24 protein-coding genes are annotated in these 24725 nt (G+C 69.5%); 8 read left to right on the forward strand and 16 right to left on the reverse strand.

The genetic code is table 11. The features are described from left to right. Positions 1–137: 137 nt before the first annotated feature. Genes BM310_RS17440 through BM310_RS17450 form a run of 3 tightly spaced genes read left to right on the forward strand, consistent with a single transcriptional unit; the run spans position 138 to position 2196 of the window. Positions 138–701 carry a TlpA family protein disulfide reductase gene (locus BM310_RS17440; protein WP_089810157.1) on the forward strand — a complete coding sequence of 188 codons (564 nt, stop codon included), beginning with the start codon at positions 138–140 and terminating at the stop codon, positions 699–701. A gap of 2 nt (positions 702–703) precedes the next feature. Beyond that, entirely contained in the window at positions 704–1468 is a 765-nt protein-coding gene (locus BM310_RS17445) for a cytochrome c biogenesis CcdA family protein (protein ID WP_089810158.1), read from the forward strand. Next, on the forward strand, positions 1465–2196 hold the full coding sequence (locus tag BM310_RS17450; protein WP_089810160.1) for a hypothetical protein: 732 nt from the start codon (positions 1465–1467) through the stop codon (positions 2194–2196). The genes BM310_RS17445 and BM310_RS17450 overlap by 4 nt, the downstream gene beginning before the upstream one ends. A gap of 123 nt (positions 2197–2319) precedes the next feature. Here the strand turns inward: BM310_RS17450 and pdhA are convergent, their stop codons facing one another. Both pdhA and BM310_RS17460 read right to left on the reverse strand, forming a co-directional pair. Continuing rightward, the gene (pdhA, locus tag BM310_RS17455) at positions 2320–3438 is read right to left on the reverse strand and encodes a pyruvate dehydrogenase (acetyl-transferring) E1 component subunit alpha (protein ID WP_089810162.1); all 1119 of its coding nucleotides are present in this window, start codon (positions 3436–3438) and stop codon (positions 2320–2322) included. Between the two features lie 238 nt (positions 3439–3676). Further along, on the reverse strand, positions 3677–4933 hold the full coding sequence (locus BM310_RS17460) for an MFS transporter (RefSeq protein WP_177232689.1): 1257 nt from the start codon (positions 4931–4933) through the stop codon (positions 3677–3679). Between the two features lie 351 nt (positions 4934–5284). On the opposite strand from BM310_RS17460, the gene BM310_RS17465 reads away from it, so the two are divergent. Both BM310_RS17465 and BM310_RS17470 read left to right on the forward strand, forming a co-directional pair. Next, positions 5285–6529 (forward strand): ABC transporter substrate-binding protein, encoded by a 1245-nt coding sequence (locus tag BM310_RS17465; protein WP_089810166.1) that lies wholly within the window; start codon positions 5285–5287, stop codon positions 6527–6529. Continuing rightward, the gene (locus BM310_RS17470; RefSeq protein WP_089810168.1) at positions 6526–8979 is read left to right on the forward strand and encodes a methyl-accepting chemotaxis protein; all 2454 of its coding nucleotides are present in this window, start codon (positions 6526–6528) and stop codon (positions 8977–8979) included. The genes BM310_RS17465 and BM310_RS17470 overlap by 4 nt, the downstream gene beginning before the upstream one ends. 113 nt (positions 8980–9092) lie before the next feature. Here the strand turns inward: BM310_RS17470 and BM310_RS17475 are convergent, their stop codons facing one another. From BM310_RS17475 to BM310_RS17525, 11 genes are all read right to left on the reverse strand, one after another. Continuing rightward, a complete protein-coding gene (locus BM310_RS17475) occupies positions 9093–10511 on the reverse strand; it encodes a P-loop NTPase (protein ID WP_089810170.1) in 1419 nt (472 codons plus the stop codon). Between the two features lie 2 nt (positions 10512–10513). Next, a complete protein-coding gene (locus BM310_RS17480) occupies positions 10514–11347 on the reverse strand; it encodes a HEAT repeat domain-containing protein (protein ID WP_089810172.1) in 834 nt (277 codons plus the stop codon). Beyond that, on the reverse strand, positions 11344–12246 hold the full coding sequence (locus tag BM310_RS17485) for a hypothetical protein (protein WP_089810174.1): 903 nt from the start codon (positions 12244–12246) through the stop codon (positions 11344–11346). The genes BM310_RS17480 and BM310_RS17485 overlap by 4 nt, the downstream gene beginning before the upstream one ends. Next, complete coding sequence (locus tag BM310_RS17490; RefSeq protein ID WP_089810176.1) at positions 12243–13034, reverse strand: molecular chaperone TorD family protein; 792 nt, start codon at positions 13032–13034, stop codon at positions 12243–12245. Before BM310_RS17490 ends, BM310_RS17485 begins: the two co-directional genes overlap by 4 nt. Position 13035: 1 nt before the next feature. Continuing rightward, a complete protein-coding gene (locus tag BM310_RS17495; RefSeq protein ID WP_089810178.1) occupies positions 13036–13881 on the reverse strand; it encodes an ethylbenzene dehydrogenase-related protein in 846 nt (281 codons plus the stop codon). After that, entirely contained in the window at positions 13871–14947 is a 1077-nt protein-coding gene (gene narH / locus BM310_RS17500; protein ID WP_089810180.1) for a nitrate reductase subunit beta, read from the reverse strand. The genes BM310_RS17495 and narH overlap by 11 nt, the downstream gene beginning before the upstream one ends. Continuing rightward, positions 14944–17847 carry a nitrate reductase subunit alpha gene (locus tag BM310_RS17505; RefSeq protein ID WP_177232696.1) on the reverse strand — a complete coding sequence of 968 codons (2904 nt, stop codon included), beginning with the start codon at positions 17845–17847 and terminating at the stop codon, positions 14944–14946. The genes narH and BM310_RS17505 overlap by 4 nt, the downstream gene beginning before the upstream one ends. Positions 17848–18020: 173 nt before the next feature. After that, a complete protein-coding gene (locus BM310_RS17510; RefSeq protein ID WP_089810184.1) occupies positions 18021–18230 on the reverse strand; it encodes a hypothetical protein in 210 nt (69 codons plus the stop codon). Further along, complete coding sequence (locus tag BM310_RS17515; RefSeq protein WP_089810186.1) at positions 18227–19693, reverse strand: cytochrome b; 1467 nt, start codon at positions 19691–19693, stop codon at positions 18227–18229. The genes BM310_RS17510 and BM310_RS17515 overlap by 4 nt, the downstream gene beginning before the upstream one ends. Next, positions 19693–20349, reverse strand: a complete 657-nt coding sequence (locus BM310_RS17520) for a QcrA and Rieske domain-containing protein (protein ID WP_089810188.1) — start codon at positions 20347–20349, stop codon at positions 19693–19695. Before BM310_RS17520 ends, BM310_RS17515 begins: the two co-directional genes overlap by 1 nt. Further along, the gene (locus tag BM310_RS17525) at positions 20346–20924 is read right to left on the reverse strand and encodes a hypothetical protein (RefSeq protein ID WP_089810190.1); all 579 of its coding nucleotides are present in this window, start codon (positions 20922–20924) and stop codon (positions 20346–20348) included. The genes BM310_RS17520 and BM310_RS17525 overlap by 4 nt, the downstream gene beginning before the upstream one ends. Before the next feature lie 287 nt (positions 20925–21211). Between BM310_RS17525 and BM310_RS17530 the strand changes: the two genes are divergently transcribed. Together BM310_RS17530 and BM310_RS21545 are read left to right on the forward strand one after the other, a co-directional pair. Continuing rightward, positions 21212–21853: a helix-turn-helix domain-containing protein gene (locus BM310_RS17530; protein ID WP_089810192.1), complete on the forward strand. Its 642-nt coding sequence runs from the start codon at positions 21212–21214 to the stop codon at positions 21851–21853. Between the two features lie 114 nt (positions 21854–21967). Continuing rightward, a complete protein-coding gene (locus BM310_RS21545; protein ID WP_177232690.1) occupies positions 21968–22123 on the forward strand; it encodes a DUF7560 family zinc ribbon protein in 156 nt (51 codons plus the stop codon). Between the two features lie 24 nt (positions 22124–22147). Here the strand turns inward: BM310_RS21545 and BM310_RS17535 are convergent, their stop codons facing one another. The 3 genes from BM310_RS17535 to BM310_RS17545 form a co-directional block, all read right to left on the reverse strand. Beyond that, complete coding sequence (locus tag BM310_RS17535) at positions 22148–23353, reverse strand: TIGR04347 family pseudo-SAM/SPASM protein (protein ID WP_089810194.1); 1206 nt, start codon at positions 23351–23353, stop codon at positions 22148–22150. Further along, on the reverse strand, positions 23350–23658 hold the full coding sequence (locus BM310_RS17540) for an Htur_1727 family rSAM-partnered candidate RiPP (protein WP_089810197.1): 309 nt from the start codon (positions 23656–23658) through the stop codon (positions 23350–23352). The genes BM310_RS17535 and BM310_RS17540 overlap by 4 nt, the downstream gene beginning before the upstream one ends. A gap of 131 nt (positions 23659–23789) precedes the next feature. Continuing rightward, a complete protein-coding gene (locus tag BM310_RS17545; RefSeq protein ID WP_089810199.1) occupies positions 23790–24095 on the reverse strand; it encodes a cupin domain-containing protein in 306 nt (101 codons plus the stop codon). A gap of 114 nt (positions 24096–24209) precedes the next feature. Here BM310_RS17545 and BM310_RS17550 point away from each other — a divergent pair, with 114 nt between their 5' ends. Further along, positions 24210–24686, forward strand: a complete 477-nt coding sequence (locus BM310_RS17550; RefSeq protein WP_089810201.1) for a molybdopterin-dependent oxidoreductase — start codon at positions 24210–24212, stop codon at positions 24684–24686. Positions 24687–24725: the final 39 nt, after the last annotated feature.

Consider the following 24725-nt stretch of genomic DNA (forward strand, 5'->3'; position numbering starts at 1 on the left):
GCGGTCAGAGAGAGCGTCGGCAGTCGCGTCCGGTGCCCGGTCACCGCTCGGCTTCCGCGTGTGAGTCTGTCACTTAAGCCTGCCTTGTAGCTATCAGCGGCCTAATGGGATAGCGGTGAAAATCAGGGGGACGACGCATGCCCTCCAGCTATCGCCGTTCGTTCCTCGGAGCGTGCAGTACCGCTCTCGGTGTCGGTCTCGCGGGTTGCGCGGGCCGGTTCACGAGCAGCACACGAACAGACGCGGCGTCGGGCGCGGCCGCCAGCGCAGGCGACCAACTGGCGCTCCCCTCCGCCGTCTCCCGAAACGACCTCCCCGACGGCGACGTGGTTCTCAAACCGGACGGGAAGGTCGTGCTGTTGAACTTCTTCACGACGTGGTGCCGACCGTGCCAGGAGGAGATGCCGGCGTTCCGTCGACTGCGCGCGGAGTACGACACCGAGACGTTCCACATAGTATCGATCACGCCGGAGGTCGACGAGAAACTCATCCGGAAGTTCTGGACCGAGTACGAGGGAACCTGGCCGGTCGTCACGGACCCGAGCCTCGTCGCGACCGACCGGTGGGACGCCAACAGTTACCCGACGAACCTCGTGTTCGACGCGGATGGAACCCCCGCGTCCGGTGACGACCCGGAGGTCAGAGCGCGGTCGTTCGAGGAGTTCAAGTCGGTCGTCGACCCCCTGGTGGCGGAGGCGTGACGATGGCCGGACTCGCACTCCCCGCGCTGTTCGCACTCTCGTTTTCGGCCGGCGTCGCGACGTTCTTCGCCCCGTGCGCGTTTCCGCTCCTCCCCGGCTACCTCTCGTACTTCCTGAGCGACACGGTGACACGTGCCGACGGTCGAGGGGTCGCCGAAGCCGCCGCCTCGACGGGGGGTTCGACGGGGACGAGTGCGCTCGTCACGCGGGTTCGCCGTCCGCTGGCGCGGGCGGTGCTGATGAGCCTGCTCGCCGGCGTCGGGATGACGGCCGTGTACGTCGGCCTGGCGGGGTCCGCCGCGTTCCTCGGGGCGCAGGCCCTCGCCGACGTGGCGATACTCGAACTCGTCGTCGGGGCCGTGTTCGTCCTCGCGGGCGGTCTGATGGCGGCGGGATGGAAACCGTCTCGGTCGGTCGTCCGCCTCCCGGAACGGGAACGGTCGCTCGGGGGGTTCTTCCTGTTCGGCGTGCTGTACGCCGGGGCAGCGGCCGGCTGTACCGCGCCGCTGTTCATCGCCGTCGTACTGCAGGGGATGTCGCTGGGGCCGGTCCTCGGCGTCGGAGTGGCCGTCGCCTACGCGGTCGGGATGAGTTCGGTCCTGATGGTGGTGACGAGCGCGACGGCGCTCGGCGGGTCCTCGCTCACGACGGTGCTTAGCGCCCACACGCGGACGATTTACCGCGCGGCCGGCGTGTTGCTCGCGGTGTCCGGCGTCGCGGAGATGTACTACTACTTCTACGGGTTCCCGGAGGTGTTCCCGCAGTGAGCCGACGCGCCCTCGTCGCCGCGCTCTGTCTGTCGGTCGCGGTTGTCGCTGCCGGCTGTGCCGCACCGGGCGGCTCCGGTGACTCGGCCCCCACCCTGACCGCGACGGACGCGACTGACGCGAACGCGCTGATTCGGGCCCACACCGAGACGCTCCGTTCGAACTCGTTCACCGCCCGGTCGAAGACGACGGCTCGGGACGCGAACGGGACGTTCCGCGTCGTCACCACGCAGACGTGGCGGGTCGACCCCGGCCGACCGGTCCGAGCGAGTGCGACCCGGACGCACGCCGTCGTCGGCGACGCTCCGGACCGGTACGAACAGCGGCCGGACGAAGTGACGGCGTGGCGGCGCGGGAACGAGACGACCGTCCGCGTGGAGTCGGGGAACGACAGCCGAGTCCGCGCCGTCGCGTTGCTCAACTCCTCGGTGCGGCTCAATCAGGCGCTCCACCGGCAGCTACTCTACGGACTCAGCGCCAGTCGGAACGCGACGGTCGAGAACGTGACGCGAAACGGAACGCGACTCTACCGCGTCCGGGCCGAACTGAACGACACGCACGTCTCCTCGAACGCGTCGATGACGCTGCTCGTCGACCCCGAAGGGTACGTGCGGCAGGTCGAGACCACCCGGACGGTCGCCTACCGGTCCGGTCCGCGGGTCGTCACGAGGACGGTCCGGTTCTCGCGAATCGGCGAGACACGGGTCGAACGGCCGCCGTGGGCGTGACGGGGGCCCTCACGTTCCGCTGCCAGCGGCGCTAGCCGACACTGCCCGAACGGCCGTCGACGTCGAAGCGGTCGATTCGCGTCGTCGCGGGCAGTTCGAGAGCCGCCGTCGGTAACCGCGCCGCTACTCCCCCCGGTCGAAGGAGTCGTCGCCGTGCGCCTCGCGCAGTTCGCGGAACCGCTCCTGCTGGTCGCGAATGCGCGGCGTCTGCTCCGCGTAGGCGTACTCGAACATCGAGTCGGGGTCGGCCTCGAACGACTCCACCTCGTCGACGGCCGCCGCGAGCGTCTCGGTTATCTCCTCGTCTATCGCCGCGGCGCGTTCGTCGTCGAGGCGTCCCGTCTCGCGGAGGAACGACTCGAACCGGTCGAGCGGGTCCTTCCGTCGCCACGCCTCCACCTCGTCGTCGTCGCGGTAGACGCTCGGGTCGTCCGCCGTCGTGTGCGCGCCGAAGCGGTACTGCACCGCCTCGACCAGCGTCGGACGAGGAGCGTCGCTCTCGGCGTCGAGGGCCTTCTCACGGGCGGCCTTCGTCACGACGTACGTCGCCAGCGGATCCATCCCGTCCACCTGCACGCCCTCGAAACCGTAGGCCGTCGCCTTCTGCGCGAACGTCCGACTCGCCGTCTGGCGGTCCCGCGGCGTCGAGATTGCCCACTGGTTGTTGTTACAGACGAACAGGGCGGGCACGTCGTACACGCCGGCGAAGTTCATCGCCTCGTGGAAGTCGCCCTCGCTGGTCGCGCCGTCGCCGAAGTGCGCCACCGTCACCCGCTCGCCCCCCTGCAGTTTCGTCGCCATCGCCATCCCGACGGCGTGGGGGAGGTGGCCGCCGATGGTGATGTTCAGCGGGAAGACGTTCCGGTCCGCGAGCGCTTTGCTTCCCTCCTCGTGGCCCGCCCAGTAGAGGAGATACTCCCACGGGAACCCGCGGGCGACGACGGCGCCGTGTTCGCGGTACTGGTACGAGATCACGTCCTCCTCCGCGAGAGCGTACATCGACCCGATTTGGGAGCCTTCCTGCCCCGCGAGCGAGGAGTACGTTCCCGTGCGACCCTGTCGCTGGAGGCTTATCATCCGCTCGTCGAACCGCCGGCAGAAGCGCATGTCGCGGAACATCGAGACGAGCGTCTCGTCCCCCAGGTCGGGGAGCAGTTCGGGCGCGACGACGGCGCCGTCAGGGTCCAGCACTCGCAACCGGTCGTCCGGCTCGCGCGACAGCACGTCGTCGCTCTGTGACATCGATGCTGGCGGGTTCGCGGACGAGCGACAAGAAACGTCTGGTCGCGACGCCCCGGGGACGCCCGACCCGCGCGTGTGGGTCGGCGGCGGCGTCCTGTTGTCGCTCGTCGGGACCGCGCTGTATCTGAGTCCGATGGCCCACTACGTCGCCGGTCTCTGCTGATTCGGCGCGTCCGACAGCCGACAGACCCGGACGAGGCGACCCTCACCGAGTGAGCGAGGGACCGACTGCGGCGTCTCAGGCCGGTTCGGCCCCACCAGTGCGCTCGGAGAGCAGCAGTCCGCCGGCGACGACGGCGGCCCCCACCATCGACGCCGCGAGGAGGGCGAACGCGGCGCGCAAGTCGTACGCCTCCGCGAGGAAGCCGACCACGGCGGGCGACACCGCGCCAGCGCCCATCAGGATGGTTCGGACGATGCCGAGGCCGCCGGCCGCGATCCAGTCCGGGAGAATCTCGACGAGGTAGACGCCGCGGACCGGCCGGAAGCCGTGGCTCCCGACGGCGAGGCCGACGACGGCCGCACCGAGTGCGAGGAAGCCGCCGTCCGCGAGAACGACGGCGCCGACGAGGGAAACCCCCGCGATACCGAGCGTACCAGTGATGATGGGAAGCCGACCCGTTCGGTCGCTCACGTCGCCCGTCACCACCTGCACGACGCTCAGCGCGAACAGCAGCGAGTAGAGGAGGTTCGCCGTCGTCGTCCCGAACCCGACCGCGTCGGTGAGATACAAGGGAAGGAACGCCACCGCGCCGTTGTAGGAGAACGAGAAGAGGACGGTGACGAGGATGAACGCCGCGAACCGGCGGTCGGAGAACTGCCGCAGGTAGTCGGCCAGCGTCGGGTCGGCGCTCTCGGCCGTCGCGGCGGCGTCCGCGTCGTCGGACGACGACAGTTGGCGCGGAACGTACCACGCGAACGCGGCCGCGAATGCCACGCCGGCGAGACCCGCGAGGAGGAACACGCCGCGCCACGCCGCCCCCGGCAGTCGCGAGACGAACGGCGTCAGCACCGGCGGGGCGACCAGAAACAGCGTGACCACGGCGGAGGCGCCGACGCCGCCGTACGCGCCGACGGTGTCGAACACGCCGAGGACGCGACCGGTCCGATTGGGGTAGACGCGAGAGAGGACGCGGACCGCGACTGTCTTGTGAGCGCCGGTCCCCGCCCCGACGAGCATCGCGGCGGCGACGAACACCGGTGCGGGCGAGTCGGCGACGAGCGCGAACGACCCGACTGCGGCGACGAGAGCGCCGCCGGTGACGACGCGCACCGGTCCGAACCGGTCCGAGAGCATCCCCGACGGGAACTGCAGCAGCGCGTACACGGTCATGAGACCGGTGTAGACGAGGCCGACCGTCGCCGTCGAGAGCCCGTAGCTCGCCTGAAACGTCTCGAAGAGGGGCGGAAACGCGTACCGGACGAACTTGGCGAGAAACCAGAGTGCCGCGGCCACGACGAGCGTCGTGTACCGCGTGAGACGAAGCGCTGCCATCGAGCCACGGTGTTCGCTCCGACGCATAAGCGATGTGTTCGGCGTCGACGCCGTCGGCCGTCGTCACCGCTCGACGACGGAACGTGCTCGAGCCGAGTGGTGATATTTATCCAATACTTTCGTCCGCTCTTCGATAAACTGTCAATGCATCGTGTCTTGTTTTCTTCACGTTGGGGGAGATATACTGACTTATTTTTGAAGATTTGTCTGTTTGTTACATATCTTGTTCAAGCTCGTGCGACGATTCGATTCCTTGGGCCGAACGTGTTTCGCTCTGTACGCACATTAGTTGGATATTGAAGTTGATAATTTGCGGGCCACCGTTATATCCCCCAGCGAGGGTCAGGGCATATGCGGGATTCATACAGTAGACGAAGGGTACTCCGGGCCGCCGGGGGAACCGTCGCACTGGGAGCGCTCCCGGGGTGTACGGGGGCGTTCGGCGGCCGGGAGAGCGAACCGGTCCGGTTCGGGACGCTCCTGCCGACGTCGGGCGCACTCGAGGGAGTCGGCGTCCACGGGCAACGGGCCGCCGAGCAGGCGGTCGCCGACATCAACGACGCCGGCGGGGTTCTCGGCCGGCCGGTCGAACTGGTCGCGAAGGACAGCGAAGCCGACGTGGACGCCTCGCTCGAAGCGTACGAGAGCCTCGTCGACGAGGGCGTCGTCGGGTTCGTCGGAGCCCTCGTGAGCACTATCTCGCTCGCACTCGCGCCGAAGGCCGCCGAGGACGGCGTCGTGGAGATCAGTCCCGGGAGCACGAACCCGCGACTGACGGACGCCGGTCGGAGCGGCGACCGAAAGTACTTCGGTCGGACCGTCCCGAGCGACCTGCTCCAGTCGGTCGCGATGGCGAAGATAATCGACTCGCCGCAGTACGTCGGCGCGGACACCATCTCGATTCTCGCGCTCGACAACGACTTCGGGGCCGACCTGGCCGACGCCATCGCGTCGAACGTCGACGCGGAGGTAGTCGCGGACGCGCGGTACGACCCGTCCGCGTCCTCGTTCGACGCGAAGATAGCGGAGGTCTTCACGGACTCGCCCGACGCGGTGGCCTTCGTCAGCGTCCCCGGGCAGGAGAAGGATGTGCTCGACGCGTACGGCGCGTCCGACTACGAGGCACCGTGGGTGTTCTCGGCCGGACTGCTCGGCACGGACACCCCGTCGTACTACGACGGATTCTACAGCGCGTCGCTCTCCTCGACGCGGACCGACGGCCACTTCAACCTCTCGCGGCGGTTGTCCGACATCGCGCCGTTGGCACCGTTCTCGGTCAACGCCTACGACGCGCTCTTCCTGATGGCCGCCGCGGCCGAGATGGCGGGCGAGGCGACCGCGCCGGCGATAGCCGACACGGTTCGCTCGGTCTCCGAGGGAGACGGGCACACCGTCTCGGTCGGCGACTTCGACGCGGTCAAACTGCTGGTCGAGTCGGGACGGAGTCTGAACTACCGAGGGGCGTCCGGCGACGTCGACCTGACCCGGAACCTCGAACCGCTGAGTTCCTACCTCGTCGAACGCGTCACGGACGGGAACGTCGAACGGTTGGAACTGCTGCAGAAGCAGTTCTTCGAGTCGGGGGGTGACCGATGAGGAACCCGCTGGCGTGGGTGGCGAGCGGTCTGGAACGCCTCCTGCCGGACGTGATTCGCCGGCGATACGCGGCGAAGTTCGGCGTCGTCCTCCTCGTCATCATCCTCGTGATGAGCGGGGTGGGCGCGTTCATCCACTTCGACACGAAGGGCGTCGTCGAACAGCAGACGCGAGAGGAGATACGCGGCATCGCCGAGTCGGAGGCGGACGCAGTCGCCGACTGGACGGCCTCGAAGGAGTCCACCGTCGCGTTCCTCGCGTCGTCGCTGGCGGACAGGCCCGAGAGCACCTCGGCCAGCGCCCACGAACGCTGGCTCGAACAGAAACTCATCGAACTCCCGAACGACGTTCGCTCGTTGCACTACGTCGACGCCGAGTCCGGGTCGGTCGTCGCCAGCACGACCGACGGTGCGAGCGGTGCGTCCCTCGGCGGACTGGACGCGCCGTGGACGGGTCGGGCGTCGTCGCTCGCGCAGTCGAGCGGAGCCACCGTCTCGGCCCCGTACGACGCGGGGTCCGGCCCGGTCATCGCGTTCGTCGCCCCCGTCACCGGAAAGGACGGCTTCGTCGTCCTGACCGCGTCGCTGGAGGCGCGGTCCCAGCAGTTCAGTTCGCCCATCGCGACGGGCGACGCGAAGGTCGTCTCCGCCGACGGCACGATACTCCTCGACAATCGCCAGAACTCGCTTCTCGAACCGTACGCCGCGTCCGGCGACGAGACGGTCACGGCCATCGACGCCGCGTTGACTGGCCAGCGCGGATACACGCAGGTCGGCGCGCGGACCGGGATGGAACCCGGCCAGTACGCGATGGCCTACGCGCCCGTCACGGGGACCGACTGGGTCCTCACCTACCACGTCCCGACCGACCGGGCCTTCGCCCTCCAGTCGCAGGTGACGGAGAACATCGTGCTGTTGCTCGCCTTCGCCATCGGTGCGCTGTTCCTCGTCGGCCTGACCATCGGTCGCGGGACCGCCACCTCGCTGGCCGCAGTCGCGCAGAACGCCGACGAAATCGCGGCCGGAGAGGTCGACGGCGACGTCCCGTCCACGACCCGAATCGACGAGATGGGGCGGCTCTACGACTCGTTCGCGGAGATGCAGTCGTACCTGACGACCGTCGCGGGGCAGGCGGAGGCCGTCGCGTCGAAGGACTTCGACGACCCGGTTCTCGACGAGGACGTTCCCGGTTCGTTCGGCGAGGCGATGGGACAGACCCACGAGGACTTGGAGACCCTCATCGTCGAACTGGAGACGAAGGCCGAGGCGTTCGGCGAGACGATGGCCGCGGCCGCCGAGGGCGACCTCACGGGCCGCATGGACGAGGACGCCGACAACGAGGCGATGACCGCCATGGCGCAGTCGTTCAACGAGATGATGGCCGAACTCGAAGCCACCGTCGCCGAGGTGTCGGAGTTCGCCGAGACCGTCGCCGCCGCCAGCGAGGAGGTGACCGCGAGTGCGCAGGAGATAGAGCGCGCGAGCAGAGAGGTCAGCGACTCCACGCAGGTGATGGCCGAAGGTGCCCAAGAGCAGCAAGAGACCCTCGAACAGACCACCGGCGAGACGAGCAACCTCTCGGCGACCATCGAGGAGGTGGCGTCCTCCGCGAGCGAACTCGAACGCACGGCGGAGCACACCCTCGACGCGAGCGAGGTCGGCCACACCGCGACGGCGGACGCCATCGACACCATCGAAGACGTGGAGTCGAAGACCGAACGGACGGCGCGACAGATCGAAGCGCTCGAATCGCGCATGGAGGAGATCGGCGACATCGTCGAACTCATCACCGACATCGCCGACCAGACGAACATCCTCGCGCTGAACGCCAACATCGAGGCCGCCCGCGCCGGCGAGGCGGGCGAGGGCTTCGCCGTCGTCGCCGACGAGGTCAAGCAACTCGCGGGCGAGACCAAGGAGTCGGCCGAGGAGATAGAACAGACCATCGGCGAGGTCCAGTCGACCTCCGCGGCGACCGTCGAGGAGATGCGCGAGACGCAGGAGGCGGTCGACGACGGCGTCGCGGCCGTCGAGAACGCCCGCGACGCCCTCGACACCATCGTGGAGAACGCCCGCGCGACGAGCGAGGGCGTCGACGAGATAAGCCGGACGACCGACGATCAGGCCTCCTCGACCGAGGAGGTGGCCTCGATGATGGACCGCGTGACCGAGATCAGCGACGACACCGCTCGGCGGGCGGAGTCCGTCGCCGCGGCCGCCGAAGAGCAGACCGCCTCGCTGAGCGAAGTCTCCGACGGAACCGACGAACTCGCCTCGCAGGCCGAGCGACTGATGGCCGTGGTCTCGTCGTTCGAGGTGGACGCGGCGCAGTCCGGCGCGGACCTCGCTGTCGACCACGGGGGCACCGCGGAGGCGGAGAGTGCGGCCGCCGAGCAGTCGGGCACCGAACCCCCGGCGCCCGAGGGGGAGGAACCGTCACCCGAGCAGTGACGGTCGACTGACCGGTCGTCAAAACGGTCTTTGCTCGTTTTGTTCTCTTTTCCGTTCCGGTCGAATAGCGCCGAGTGGCGGGGTCGAACGGCCGGTATCTCCGCGGCGAGCGGTCACTCCCGCGGGGGGTCCGACGGGATGGTGACGGAAAGCACCCAGTCGTCCGGCGTCCGGCGTTCGACCGAGAGGTCCTCGAACGCGTCCGGTTCGCAGTCGAGGAGGGCCGCGAGGTACTCCCTGATGGGCGAGGGGTCCCGGTCGCTGACGAGGGAGAACGTCGCACCGGACCGGAGCGTCGCGAGGTGGTCGGCGACGCGTTCTCGCCGTCGCTCCGGCGGGTCGCCCCGGATGTCCAGCGCGTCGTCCGGCGCGTCGACGTCCCACGCCGTCGCCGCCGCCGTCCCGACTGCGTCGGCGAGTTCGCGCATGGACTCGTGCGGTGCGCCCGGAACCGGCGTCTCCTGCAGAGCGGGCGTGAACGGGATGTCGGCCAGAAGCGGCGCCGACAGCGTCTCCGTCGGCGACCCGTCGGGGAACAGGTCGTGGCTGTCGCCGCAGGAGGGGCAGGCGAACGTCCCCATGTTGACGACCACGCCGAGGACGGGGACGTCGTTGTCGCGGAACAGTTCGACGCTGCGGGCGGTGTCCTCCAGACTCGCCGGGAACGGCGTGGTGACGACGACGACGCCGTCCACCGGCACCTCCTGCAACGTCGTCAGCACCACGTCGCCGGTGCCCGGCGGGAGGTCGACCACCAGCGTGTCGTCTGCGTTCCACGCGGTGTCCTCGTACAGTTCCGTCAGCGCGTCGTGCGCCATCGCCCCGCGCCACGCGAGGGGCGCGCCGGACTCCATCAGGCCGACGCTCATCACGTCCAGGTCGACGTCGTCGCCCGACGCGACGACCGGGAGGGGACTGCCGTCGTCGGCGGAGCGGACGGGGCCGTCCACGTCCAACAGCGTCGGGACGTTCGGGCCGTGGATGTCGGCGTCGAACAGGCCCGTCGACCGGTCGGCCGCCAGTCCGCAGGCGAGTCCGGTCGCGACGGTCGACTTGCCGACGCCCCCCTTCGCACTCGCGACGGCGACGACGGTGTCGAAGCCGTGGACGCCTGTCGTCCGGTCGTCAGCGGACGGGGCGACGGGTTCGACGTGGACGCTCTCGACGCCCGGCACGTCGCGGACGGCCCGCATCATGGCGCGCATCACGCCCTTCGCGTTCGCGTCGTCGAACTCGGCCACCGCCGCGCCGACGGTCACGGCGTCGTCCTCGACTGCGATGGACTCGACCAGTCCGGCCTCGAACACGGTCACGTCCGCGTCGGGGTCTCTGACGGTCCGCAGGGCGGCTTCGACGCGGTCTTCGAGCGAGTCGTCTCCGCCGCCCGTCTCCGGCGTCTCGGGCGGCCGGCGGTCTTCGGTCGCCGCCTCGATGCCGTCGGGTGTCGTGCTGTCGGCTCTCGTGCTGTCGTCGGCGCTCGTGCTGTCGTCGGCGCTCGTGCTGTCGTCGGCGCTCGTGCTGTCGTCGGTCATTGTTAGAGGTCGGGCGTTCGGTTCAGGTCGTCTTCGCCCGGGAGCGTCCGGTCGCTCTCGTCCAGCGCGCCGCTGAACTGTCGGCGGAAGCTCCCGGCGTCCACGTCGCGAGCGCGGACCGCAGTCTCGCGGACGATGCTGCTCTCGTCTTCGGCGGCGAGTCGTTCGAGTTCGGCGTGTGCCCGGTCGGCGTCGATTCCACCGAGCAGGTGGGCGGCCCACTCGCGGACCCGTTCGCTGGGGTCGTCGGTCAGTTCCAGCAGGTCCGAGAGCGCGTCTTCGCCGCGGCGTTTGAACGTCGAGATGGCCGCGTTCCGGCGGACCGCGTGGTGGTCGTCTCCGAGTGCGTCGGCGATTCGGTCGGCGTGCGCGCACCGGTCCAGTCGGTCGAGTGCGACGACGGCCTCCGCGCGGACCCACGGGTTCTCGTCGTCCGCGGCTACCCGGGCCGTCTCCTCGGCCGCCGCCCCGCCGAGTTTGGCGAGCGATTCGACCGCGAACTGCCGCACGTCGGCGTCGGCGTCGGTGGCCGCCGCGCGACAGAGGCCGCGGACGACGGCGTCCGTCCGGTCGCGTTCCGAGAGCGCCAACGCGGCGCGACGACGCGCGACGGCGTCGTCGTCCGCGAGCGTCGACAGCAGGTCGGCCACCGCCTCGTCCTCGACCGGTTCCGTGTCGCTCGCGGCGAGTTCGGCCAGCGACGCCTCGCCGATGGTCACGTCGCGGTCCACCTCGATGTCCGCCAGCCCCTCGGGGTCCGCGTCGAACCCGGGGCTGTTCTCGGGGTGGAGTTGCGGGTCCGGCGGGCCGTCGGTCGCCTCCTCCTCGTCTCTCACGCCGCCTCACCTCCCGGCGCGAGGAGGACCAGCGCAATCAGGACCGAGAGCGCCTGCGGGGGCGTCGCCGGGACGCCCGCGGCGAGGAGCAGTCCGGCGCCGCACGCGCGGTCGTATCGGCCGCGACGGAGCGTCGCCGCCAGCGCCGCGGTACCGCCGGCGGCGGCGAGGACGACCAGCGCCACGGGTGCGTCGACGACGCCGCCGCCGACGAGTAGCACCGCGCCGGCGACGTACGGGAGCGACGTGACGACGGCGAACGACAGGCCGCCGGCGACGACGCCGACGGCCAGACTCGACCCGTCGGTGCCGATGACGAAGGGTGCGAGGCCGACGCCGAGGAGCGCCGCGCTGGACCCCAGCGGACGGAGCGTCGCGGGTGCGACGCCCGCCGTCGCCGCCAGCGACGCCAGAACGGCGGCGACGAGGACCCCGGCGACGGCCGCGTACCGCGCCAGCATCGGGTGTCCCGAGCGCGCCGACCGGTCGTCGCGCCGCGCGCCGACGGCGAGGGAACCGACGGCGGACGCGCCGCCGCAGACGACGCCGGCCGTCGCGGGATACCACGCGCCCGGGGCGAGGGCGACCAGTCCGAACCCCCCGGCGAAGGCGAGTCCGACCCGCTGGACCGGCCGGTCGACGACGGACGCGAGGAGCAGTCCGGCGAGGGCGGGACCGACGACGGCGAACGGGAGCAACGGCGCGGCGAGTTCGGTGAGCGGACCGGGGAGCGACCCCGGCGCGTTGTGAGCGACCCGGTAGGCCGTCGCGGCGGCCATCGGGACGAACGCGAGCGCTCCGGCGATGAGGCGGGCGGAGACGGGCGACCGACCGGAGAGCGACGCCGCCGTCGCGCCCGCGTCGGTCGCCAGCACCTCCGCGACGCGCCGACCGCTCATCCGCCGTCACCTCCCTCGAACCGCTCGGCGAGCGCCGTCTGGTCGGCGGCCACGAACCGGGCGAGGAACGCCGCGAGTTCGCCGTACAGGCCGGTTCCGGACTCCTCGGCCACCCGGTCGACGACGCCGTCGGCGACGACGCGGAGGTGCCTGTCGTGGAAGTCGAGACGGGCGCGCCCCGCGCCGGACGACCCGTCGGCCTCGCGCCGCGAGAGGTAACCCGCGAACTCCAGTTGGTAAGGCAGGTAGTCGTGGTTGTCGCGGGCGGATTGGTCGATTCCCAGCCCGAAGTACTCGTACGCCCGCGCCAGGTCGAGGTTCACGTCGTTCCACGAGGCGTCCGGGCGGTACGACGACCCGTACAGCGACACGGGCGGCCCCTCGCTGTCGAGGGAGCCGTCGGTCCGGTCCGTGTACTCCGCGTAGCCGACGGTGAACAGGTCGTTGAAGCGCGCGCACAGCGTCTCGTGGTCGTCCGCGACGGTGAGGTCCGGCGGGTCGACGGCCAGTCCGCTCGCCGCGACCAGTTCGCGGCAGGTCCGGTGGACCTCGCCGGCGTCGAGTCGCGCGTACAGCGCCTCGTCGGGTTCGTCGAACAGCGTCGCCAGGAGGGCGTAGACGCCGCTCCGGGCGGCCGCCTCGCCGTCGAGACGCTCCGGGTCCACCGCGTCCGCGGCGTCTGCGGCGACCCCGTTCGCGTCGTTCGCGCCAACCGCGTCGGCTGTGTCGTTCGCGGGGGCCGCGTCGTCGACTTCGGCGCTTCCGGCCGTGTCGGTGGGTTCGGTCATCTCAGGACCCCCGGACCGCCTGTATCGTCACGAGTGCGGTGCCGGCGATGGCGAGGCCCGCGATGGTCCAGAGGATGGACTCGTAGGGCGGCCCCTGCGGACCGGGGCCGAGCGGGAAGTGGTACCACTCGCTGACCGCCTTCGTGCCCGAGCGCTCCATGTTCGACCCGTTCCAGACGGCGAACGCCACGTCCACGTCGTGGTCGACGGCGAGCGTCGTCCGGTTGGTCGCGTCGGTGGCGACGCCGCGCGAGACGACCATCGTCCACCGGCCGTCGTCGTACGTCGCCGTGGTGTTCACCGACGACGACTCGAACCGCGTGGTCGTCCCCGGCCCCCCGGCGAGGAGTTCCTGCGTCTTCCCGCCGGCGTGCCAGTACCAGACGTTCACGAGGTTGCGCGTGCTGCCCATGGAGATGGGCGGTCTGGCCGTTGTGTTCACGGGAAGTTGCACCGCCGCGGCGTCCTGGAACTCGCGCGGGGTGGAGGCGTTCCGGTCGGCGGTGCCGTCGGCCCACGACAGCCGGAGGTAGAACCGGCTCTCGGTCCGCGCCGACTGGACGCGGAGCGACTCGACGGACGTGTCGCTGGCGTTGGGAAGGCCGCTGGGCGCACTCGTCAGCGGCACTTCGACCGGCGGCACCGTGTCCCACGCCTCGCCCGTCGGTCGCTGCGGGTTCTCGGCGGCCGACACCTCCTCGACCGGAATCTGGTTCGCGGGGCGCGCCGACACCGTCGCCGGGCCGAGGAGCGCCGTCGCCACGACCAGACAGGCGGCGGCGACTGCCCACGCCGCGACGCGTCGGTCCGGTGAGTCCGGCGGCCCGTCGCTCGGCTCACTCGTCATCGAAGACCTCCAGCCGGTACTTCCGCGCCGGATTCGTGTCGGTCAGCATGTCGAGCAGTTCGCTCTCCCCGCCGCGGTCCACCTTCTCGCGTTCCCGTTCGATGGTGTCGAGGGCGTCGTGGACCCCCTCGCCGAACAGTTCCTCGAGGTAGGTTCGGGGGATGCGGTCCACGTCCACCGTCTCGCCGTCCTCGGAGTGCTGCGGCGGCGCGAACGGCGGGATGTAGTAGACGTTCGGTTGCGTGCGGTACTCGGGGTGAAGCGGCAGGGCGACTTCGTACTCCTCGACGAGTTTGTGGATGGGTCCCTGCTCGTCGTCGAGGAACCCGACGAGTCGCAACTGCGGCGGACAGTCCTCCGCGCAGGCGGGCGCGAACGTCTCGCCCTCGGGGCCCTCGCCCTCGATGCGCGGGTAACAGAAGATGCACTTCTCGGACGTCTTCTTCGTCGCGTTGTAGTACACCTTCTTGTACGGACAGCCCTCGACGCAGTAGCGGTAGCCGCGACAGCGCTCCTGGTCGATGAGGACGATACCGTCCTCCTCGCGCTTGTAGATGGCCTTCCGCGGGCACGCCTCGACGCAGGAGGGGTGCGTGCAGTGGTTGCAGATTCGCGGGAGGTAGAAGTAGTAGGAGTTGGGGTACTCGCCCGCCCCCTGGTCCTCGTCCCAGTTCGGCCCCCACTCGGGGTCGCTCTGCGGTCGGAGTGGGCTGTCGCTGCCGTCGTACATCACCTCCTCGTGGTTGAACTCCCACGCGTCGCCGTAGTCCTCCTGCGACGGTATCTGTCCGGGTCGGCGTTCGCTGTGTTCGTCCGACTGCCATCCGCCGCCGGAGTTCTCCCAGTCGCGCGGGTAGCCCTCGCCGGGTTTCGTCTCGACGTTGTTCCAGTACATGTAGTCGCGGCCGCCGCCCTCCGTCCACAGCGACTTGCACGCGACCGTACACGTCTGGCAGCCGATACACTTGTTCAGGTCCATCACCATCGCCACCTGGTGGTCCACGCCGTCGGCGAGGGGAACCGTCTCGCCGTCGGTCTGCGCAGGCGGTCCGTCGTCGGTGCTCATCCGCCGTCACCTCCCGGCTTCCGCACGTCCACGCGGACGTCGCTGTTGACCCCCGTCGGTCCCCAGTAGTTGGGGAAGAAGTACAGGTGTTCGCCGGTGTCTTCGGGGTACTGCACCAACTGCGTCGGTTTCATGTACATCGGGACGAGCGAGTTGAAGTTCGTGTCGTCGGGGAACTGGAACCGCTCCCACGCGAAGAACATCCGGGCGGTGCCGCGCTGACTGCTCGGATAGAGTTTCGCCTGCAGTTCGACCGACGCGAGGTCGTTGAACACCTCGACGGTGTCGCCGTCCTCGATGCCCCGTTCCTCCGCGTCCTGCGGGTGGAGATAGACGACCGGTTCGCCGCGTTGCAGGCGGAGCATCTTCTCGCTGTCGCGCCACGTCGAGTGGATGGACCACCGGCCGTGCGGCGTGTTGTACTCCATCGGGTAGTCGCCGCCCGTGTTCGTCGGCCCCTCCTTGTGCGTGGGTAACTGCTCGCCGAGTTCGAGGAACCAGTCGTGGTCGATGTAGTACTGCTGGCGGCCCGTCACCGTCGGCCACGGGTTCTTGTCCTGCACGAAGTCCTTCCACGGCGCGTACGCCTCCCCCTCCTCGATGTCGGAGGTCCAGTGGTCGCCCGCTTCGAGCAGTCGTTTCGGCTGTTCGACGGTGTCGGCGAACGTTATCTGCTCGTCGGTGCCCTCGGGGTTCGACTCCGCGGAGTGTTCGAGGATATACTCGCAGGCCGCGCGGTCCTCGGCGAGTGCCCCCTCCTCGCCGGTGGCCCAGTCGCGGACGTAGTCGTCGTGAATCGACTGGAGGTCTATCTCGCGGTCGAACGTCCGGTCGGGGACGGGGTCGACGCCGCGTTCGGTGGCGACTTCCTGAATCTTCGCGGCGAGTTCGCGGAATATCTGCCAGTCCGTCTTCGACTCGCCCAGCGGTTCCACCGCGGGCGTGAACGGGTGGACGTACGTGTGCATGTCCGTCATCGACAGGTCGTGCTTCTCGTAGTGACTCGCCGTCGGCAGCACGATGTCGGAGTACATCGCCGTCGAGTCCATGCGGAAGTTCACGTCCACCACGAGGTCGAGTTTCGGCCACAACTCCTCCTCGACGGCGACGTTGCCCTTCGCCTGGTTGAAGTAGTTCCCCCGCCAGACGAACATCGTCGTCGGGTCGGGGCGGGACCCGTCCTCGCGTTCGGCGGGGTAGACGGGCATCCACCCCTCGTCGATGGCCTCGCGTATCTTCGCGGCGGTGTCGGGGTCGGTGTTGTCGAGGATGCCGGCGTGGTAGTACGTCCACAGCGTCGTCGGCACGCCGCGGACGCTTCCCGTCGGGAACGAGAGCGTCTTCCACCCGTGGAACGTCCATATCTTCTCCTGGCCGACGTAGTGGTCGAGGCCGGTCCCCTGCCGACCGAGGTTGCCCGTCAGCGTGACGAGCAGTTGGATGGCGCGGTTGCCGAGGTCGTTGTGATACCAGTCGTTGACCCCCTTGCCGTGGATTATCTTCGCGCGGTCGACGTCGGCGAACTCGCGGGCGACTCGCTGGTACGTCTCCCGGCCGACGCCCGTCGTCTCGTGGACCGTCTCGGGGTCGTACTCCGAGAGTTCCTCGCGGAGTTCGTTCCACACCGTCCGGACCTGCACCGGACCGTCCGTCGTCCGCACCGTCGTCTCCGCGTCGAGTCGCGGGTCGAAGTCGAGTTCGATGGACTTCGAGTAGTCCTTCTGGCCGTCGCGTTCGCCCAGCGACCCGGGCGCCTCGCGGAGGGTCCCCTCGGCGTCGAGCATCAGGAGCATCCACTCGGGACGGTCGGCGTCCGTGCTGACGGCGGGAACGTCGCTCGCGCGGAGGAACTTGCCCGTGTCCTCGCGGACGAGGAGGGGCACGTCCGTCTGCTCCTTCAGGTGCGCCTCGTCGTACAGTTCCTCGCGAACGATGGTCTGCGCCATCCCGAGAGCGAGGGCCGTGTCGGTGCCGGGGTCGGGACTCAGCCACTCGTCGGTGTGGATGGCCGTCTGCGAGTAGTCGGTGAACACGCCGACGCGTTTCGTCCCGTCGTAGCCCGCTTCGAGGAAGTACTTCGCGTCGGGGATGCGCGTGACGTTGATGTTCGACCCCCACGCGACGATGTAGTCGGCGTTGTACCAGTCGGCGCTCTCGGCGTTGTCCGTCTGCGTGCCCCACGTGATGGGTTGGCCCGGCGGCAGGTCGGAGTACCAGTCGTAGAAGGAGTGGCTGACTCCGCCGAGGAGGTTGACGAGGCGCGACCCGCCGGCGAACGAGACGGGACTCATCGCCGGAATCGGCGTGAAGCCGCTGATGGCGTCGTACCGGCCCGCCTGCACCTCCTCGACCACGTGTTCGGCTATCTCGGTGAGCGCGTCGTCCCACGAGATGCGCTGCCACTTCCCCTCGCCGCGTTCGCCGACGCGCTTGAGGGGGTGTTTGATTCGCTGTTCGGCGTTGACGTAGTCGGTGTAGCAGGCCCCCTTCTGGCACCCGCGCGGGTTCGGGTCCGGCACGGACTCGTCGAAGCGGGGGTAGTCGCCGGCCTGTTCCTCGCGCCACACCTGTCCGTTCTTCACGTAGACGTTCCACGAGCAACTGCCCGTGCAGTTGACGCTGTGCGTCGACCGGGCGACCGAGTCCCAGTCCCACTGCTCGCGGTAGAGGTCCTCCCAGTCGCGATAGGGGTAGTCGCCGATGGGGTCGTCCACCGGTTGCAGGCCGTCCATCGCGAACAGCGAGTCGTCCGACGCCGACGCGGACCCGACGCCGAGGACGGAGGCGAGTCCGACGCCCTTCAGGAACCCGCGGCGGGAGACGGGGACGTTGGTGCCCGCCGGGTCGCCGACGGCGGGGCCGTCCGCGGCCCCGTCTGTCGGTCGCCGGTCGTCGTCCATCCGCTGGCCGCCGTCCGTCCGGCGTTCCTCGTCGGACCGGCGTCTCTCGTCGGGTCGCCGGTCGGCGCAGGGTCGGTCACGGTCCGGTCCGCTCTCGTCCGGTCCGCGCTCGTCCGCTCGTTCGTCGCTCGATGCGTCGGTCGTCTGCTCGGTGTGTGAGGGGTCGTCTCGGTTCATTCGGCTCTCCGTACGAAGACCGTCGTCAGTGCCAGTACCGCGCCGACCGCGCCGAGTGCGACTCCCGCGACGGTGTCGCCCCCCGTCTGCAGACCGAGGGCGACGAGTCCGACGCCGAGGAGTTTGCTCGCGCGGTCGAGGTGCCGATACGTCCGCGCCGACAGTTCGAGGCCGCCGGGCGACGCCTCGTCTGCGACGTCCGTCATCGACCCCCCACCTCCGAGGAGTCGGCGGCGTCGTCCGCAGTCGCGTCGCTCGATTCCCCGCTCGCGTCGTCGTCTCGCAGGAGGCGGTACGTCAGCAGTCCCGACGCGGCCGGGACGACCAACAGCGCGACGGAGAGAATCGGGTTCACGACGCCGGTGCCGACGTTCAGCGCCCGCGCCAGCAGGTTGTTCATCCCCGCGATGGAGGCGATCATGATGAACTGAATCGCCGCGACGCCGACGGCCGTCTGCCACGGTCGGTCCAGCGGGTTCGCGGTGAAGTGGACCTGTCGCTCGTGGTAGTCCACGAACGGCCAGACGGCGACGGCGCCGAACACCAGCGTCGGGAGCAACACGCCGCCGACGAACTCCGTCGAGACGTGGACGCCGACGACGGGTATCGTGAAGCTCATCCACGACGGGAGGAGCTTCAGGAAGCCGTACACCCACATCAGGAACCAGTCCGGCATGATGAGTTCCGGCGTCCCCGCGGGGTCGTTCGGCCCGTACTCCGCGATGTTGTGGACCGGGAAGAACCCGCCCAGCGTCGCCAGCGTCGCCAGCGTCAGGAAGAACACGACCGCGCTGACGGCCGCCTGATTCGGGAACGCCGGGAGGCCGACGACGACGCTGTCGTCCTCGCGCGCGACGGTGGCGTCGGTACCGCCGTCGCTCGCGGCCGCGGCCTCTCGCGCGTCGTGCGGCGGCGACGGCCCGCGAACGTCGTCGTCTCGGGGGGCCTCGGTGTGCTTCTGTCTGACGAGAATCGCCATGTGTATCGCCAGCAGGACGGCGATGGCCGCCGGGATGACGAGCACGTGGAGGAAGTACAGTCGCGGGATGGTCGCGCTGGAGGGGAACTCCCCGCCGAACACCACTTTCCCCACGACGCCGCCGACGAACGGGACGGAGGTGGCGAGGTTGTAGCCGATGCCCGTCGCCGTCGCGGCGAACTCGTCGAACGGGAGCGCGTACCCCGTGTACGCCGCGCCCATCGCCAACCCGGCGAGGCCGGTGCCGACGACCCAGTTCGGTTCGCGCGGGTTGCGGTACGCCCCGGTGAAGAACACGCGGAGCATGTGCAAGCCGATGGAGGCGACGAACAGGTGGGCCGCCCAGTGGTGCATCCGCCGGATGAACATCCCGAACGGGATGTCGTAGGTGATGTGCAGGACGCTGGCGAACGCCTCGGGCACCTCCTCGCCCTGGAACGCCGCGACGCTGCCCTCGTACTCCACGTCGCTGGTCGAGGGCTCGAAGAACATCCCGAGGAACATCCCCGTCAGGACGAGGACGAGGAAGCAGAACAGCGCCACCTCGCCGAGCAGGAACGAGTCCTCGGCGGGGAACGCCTTCCCGAGGAACGTCCGTCCGGTGTCGAGATCGAATCGGCTGTCCAGCCAGTCGTACGTCCGCCTCCCGGCGTCGCCCGCCCGTTCGGCGAGTCGGTCCGTGCGGGACATCACTCACCACCCGCCCCGACGGGGCCCTCGAAGTCGCCCGTGGCGACGAGGTAGCCGTCGTTCGAGAGCGTGATGGGTAACTGCGGGAGGGCACGCGGCGGCGGGCCGCCGACGACTTTCGCCCCCGCGGTGGGGTCGAACTTCCCGAAGTGACACGGGCAGACGAGCGTCTCGCCCTCCTCGTTCGACACCATACAGCCCGCGTGCGTGCAGACTTTCGAGTACGCGGCGTAGCCGGCGACGGTGAACTCCAGTTTCGTGTCGCCGCCGTAGGCGTCCTCTGGGTGTCTGACGAGCAACGTCGGCGCTCGCTCGATGCCGGGGCGGGGTTCGGGGAACACCGTCGTTCGCTCGCCCTCGGCGAGTGCGGACTCGGTGACGCGTTCGCCCTCGCCGTCCACGAGGTAGATGCCGTCGGAGTAGACGGGACCCGTGTACGACCGCTCGAACACCCGCGTCAGGCCGGACAGCGGGGCGGCGAGACTCGCCACGGCCGTCAGGCCGCCGACGGTGGCGAGCACCTTCGCGTAGTCGCGGCGCGCCACCGCCCGGTCGTCCGTGAAGATGCTCGGGTGGTGTGGGTCGCCGCCGTCCGGGCAGTCCGAACAACAGTCATCGCACGCCCCCGCGTCGGCCCCGTCGTGACCGCCGGTCATCGGTGCCCCCTCCGTTCGGCGACTTCGACGTGCGGGAGGAACCACGCGTAGTACGCGACGGTCAACAGCGCCAGCGAGACGAACATGCCCGTCGCGTAGACGCCGAAGTACTGGGTCCGCGCGAGCGTGAGGTACTCGCCGGTGAACAGTGCGGCGAAGACGATGGCGAGGATGGTCAGACCGCCCATCGCCAAGATACCCTCCGCGGCGTCCGAGGCGTCGTGGTACTGGACGACCCACCGGTCGTCGGTCCGGAACCAGGGCAAGCCGACCCGTCCGCCGTCCGCGACGGCGGCGTCGCTCGGGTCGTCCGGTCGCACCGCGGAGTCCATGAACCGATGGACTGCGGCGAGGACGGCGAGCAAACCGAACAGGGCGACCCAGACGATGACTCCGACCTGACTGGGCGCGAGTTTGTTCGGCGTGTCGACGAGTTCCTGAAGCGGCCGCATCTCGGTCACGCTCTGGTCTATCTCCACCTCCTCGCTCGGCGGTTCGCCGTGAAGCGCGACGAACCACATCGGCAGGAGGACGGCCACGACGAGGAGGACGACGACGGCCGTCTCACGCCGCACGGCGTCTCACCTCGCCACGGACACCGCCCGACTCACCGCCGTTCGTCCGACGCGGCGAACTCCGTCGGTCCGGAAACAGGCTGTTGTGAGAGTTCACTACTCTACGTAGAACACGCTGTCCGACGGGTGTAACCGGCTAACCATAGGATGGGGGGGGTTTATCGGTGGTCGGCCGAAGCCGTGCAGTCCGCAGAACGGTACGAGGGTGGACACGTTCGCGAACGTCGGACGGTCAGGCGAACATGTACGGGAAAATGCAAAGCCAGTTCGGAATACTAGCCCGTAGTATGACGGCCCGAGGGGTACACGCGGAGGTGGAAATCGTCAGCTGCTCCGCCTGTCGAATCGGGAACATGGCGGACAGGGAGACGGATATATCGGAGATATCGCGCTCGACGATACCCGCGGACGACACCGTCACGGTGGACTTCCGCGCGGACGCCGACGCCGAGTTCGAGGACGCAGACGAGGTGTTCCGGTACGGTGACACCGCCGTCTACCGGTTCGAGTGCGAAGCGGGCACGACGCCGGCCTGTCCGTGCGAGTTCGTCGAGTGCAGGGGCTGTCCGGTCCAGTCCTTCCGGACCACCGACGGCGCCGTCGTCCTCCTGTTCGTCGCTCGGGACGTCGACCACCTCCGGGGGATAGTACTCGACCTCAGAGAGCAGTTCCCGGACGTGTCGCTGCGTCGTCTCACCCGTTCGCGTGACCCCGACGCGGGCGACGACCTGGTCCTCCTCGACCGAGAGTCGCTCACCGCCCGACAGCGCGAAGTGCTCACGACGGCCCACCGGATGGGCTACTTCTCCCACCCGAAAGACGCCAACGCGACCGAAGTCGCGGGCGCCCTCGACATCAACCGCTCGACGTTCGCCGAACACCTCTCGGCCGCGCAGTCGAAACTGCTGGACAGCATCCTCGAAGCCTGAGGCCGCGCCCCGGACGCGAGCGGTCCGGTCGCGGCGGGCACTTGAGTTCCCACACCATGCGGGGTCGAGAGCCTTGGACGACGACGCAAAACCTCTCGATATCGGTGAGGGAACGTGGCGCAACAGTTCGTCTTCGACTGTCCGGAGTGCGACAGCGTCGTCGCCGTCGGCGGCGAGATTCGAGCCGAGATACTGGAACACGGCTGCGTTCTCTGCGAGGCGCCCGCGAGCGTCGGCGACTTCTGCCGGCCGTCGGAGACGGACGCGTAAGAGACTGACCGCGCGACAGACGGGTCAGTCTGCGCCGACGCCGGCCGGCGCACTCGTCCGTTCCTCCTCGCGGAGGTAACACTGCGGGTCGGGCGCGAAGACGTCGTCGTGGGCGGCGAGAGCGCGGAGGCGCGACGCCCCGCGGCAGACGTCTCGATAGCGACACTCGGCGCACCGACCGGTCAGCCGGTCGGGTCGCTCTCGCAACGCCCGGAGCAGCGGGTTCGTCTCGTCGTCCCAGATGGCACCGAACGACCGGTCGCGGACGTTGCCGAGGCTGTACCCCTGCCAGAACTGCGTGAGGTGGACGTTGCCCTGATAGTCCACGTCGGCCACGCGTTCGCCCGTCGGGTCGCCGCCGTTGCGCCGGAGGTAGTCGTACACCCGTTCGGCCGTCGCCTCCCCGAGGTTGCGACGCGCGTACTCGACGAGGTAGGCGGCGTCGGCGTAGTTCCCGACGAGCAACGTCTCGATTTCCGCGCCGCGTTCGTGGTACTCGCGCGTGAGGTCGCACACTCGCGTCACCGCCTCGCGTTTCGCGGCGGGTGAGAGGTCCGCGTCGGCGATACCCGCGCCGCGGCCGCCGTAGTCGAGGTGGTAGAAGCAGAAGCGGTCGACGCCCTCGTCGTGCAGTAACTCGACCACGCCGGGCAGGTCCTCCGCGTTCGACTCGGTGATGGTGTAGCGGAGCCCGGTCTTGAGGCCCGCGTCGAGGCAGGCCCTGATTCCGCGCACCGCGGCGTCGAACGCCCCTTCGGCGCCGCGGAACGCGTCGTTTCGCTCGGGGAGGCCGTCGACGGAGACGCCGGCGTACCGGAGACCCGCCTCGCGCAACCGCCGCGCCTTCTCGGGCGTGATGAGCGTTCCGTTCGTCGAGAGGACGGGCCGAATCCCCAGGCCGTCGGCGTGGGAGACGAGTTCCAGCAGGTCGTCGCGGACCAGCGGTTCCCCGCCGGAGAAGAGGACGACCGGCACGCCGTAGTCGGCGAGGTCATCTAGCAGTCGTTTGCCCTCCGCGGTGCTGAGTTCGCCGGGGGCGTTCTCCGTGTCGGCCCCGGCGTAACAGTGCGAGCAGTAGAGGTTGCACCGCTTCGTCACGTTCCACACGACGACCGGACGGCGCTGTTTCTCGTCGGTTATCTGCGGCTTCGAGGACTCCGACGCCGCGTCGTACCGGAGGCCGTCGCCCTCGGCGTCGAGTTCGCACAGGAGTTTGCTGACCGATATCATAGCTCGTGGGTTCGTTCCTCGTCTCCGGTGCCGAGCGTCACCGCCTCGGCGTCGTCGTCGAGGTCGTGCGTCGAGTAGCGGCGGACGGCGTCGGCGGGACAGAGCCAGAGGTCGTCGGCGTACCACGCGAACAGTTTCGTCGCCTGTTCGTGAGCGACGTCCGCCGACGGCGCGGACACGCTCCCCACGTGACGGAGTGGGTCGTCGTCGTCCCCGCGGACGAACACTTCCCACTCTCGTCCGCCGGTGTCGTCGGCACCCCGAGGCGTGTCACCGACTCGGTGACGGTCCGGTTTCTCGACCATGTGGGTGAACGGAAGCGCCGCCCTACCACGATTCCCCCGATGATGTTCGGCGGATTGCACTCGGCCCCAGCTTTCAAGAGCACACGGGCCCAAGTCTCCGGGCTCTGTCCCCGCCGACGGAGTCGGAGCAGTCAGTCGGCCGCGGTCGGCGCGAGGACGACGAGCGCGGTACTGGGCTCGGTCGCCCGGGGGGAAATCGCTCGGTCGCCGTCGAACCGCGCCACGTCGCCGGATTCGAGCGCGTGCGTCTCGTCGTCGAGGTCCAGTTCGAGCGCGCCGTCGAGGACGGCGAGGACGACGCTCCGGCCGGGGTGTCGGTGCGAATCGACGCGTTCGCCCGCGGCGAGCGAGAGGCGGACCGTCTTCGGTTCCGACCCGGGGAAGACGTTCGCGTGCGGCGTCGCGTCGAGGTCCGAAAGGCGGGTTATCTCGGTCATGGCAGTTCGTACTCGGAGCGTTCCGCCGAGACGGGCTGAACGTTCCCCCGAACGTCTTCGGGCGGTCGTCGTCGACCGTCGCCGTGATAGGACTGGAGCGCCAACGTGCCGAACATGGCTCAGGCACCGACGGCCGACTGGGGAATCACCGTCGTCGGCGAGCGTCAGCACACGGTGCGCGCCGACGACGTGACCGAAGCGACGCTGACGACCGGTCGGGTGCGCGTGTCGTGCGCCTCGGGCGACCGATACGACGCGACGTGGCGCGGCGTCGGCGTGGGTGACCTCCTCGACGGCGCGTCGCCCCCGGCGGAGACCACGCATCTCGTCTTCGAGAGTGACTCGGGCTACGCGGCCTGCGTCCCCGTCGGCGACGCCATCGGCGGACTGGTCGCCGTCGAACGCGACGGCGAAGCGCTCGCGGAGGACGAGTCGTACGCGACGCGGTTCGTCGCGCCGGGCGTCGACGGCGCGCGGTTCGTGAAGGGCGTCGAGCGGATTCGGGCGCTCTCGCTCCCGCCCGAGGCCGACCCGACGGAGTACGAGAATCTCGACCTCGACAGTCCGGAGTACGAGAAGACCGACGCGTGACGCGGCGGTGTCGGCTGCCCGCTCTCGCGAACGAGATTC

The organism is Halogeometricum rufum (genome assembly GCF_900112175.1).
GTDB classification, from domain to species: domain Archaea; phylum Halobacteriota; class Halobacteria; order Halobacteriales; family Haloferacaceae; genus Halogeometricum; species Halogeometricum rufum.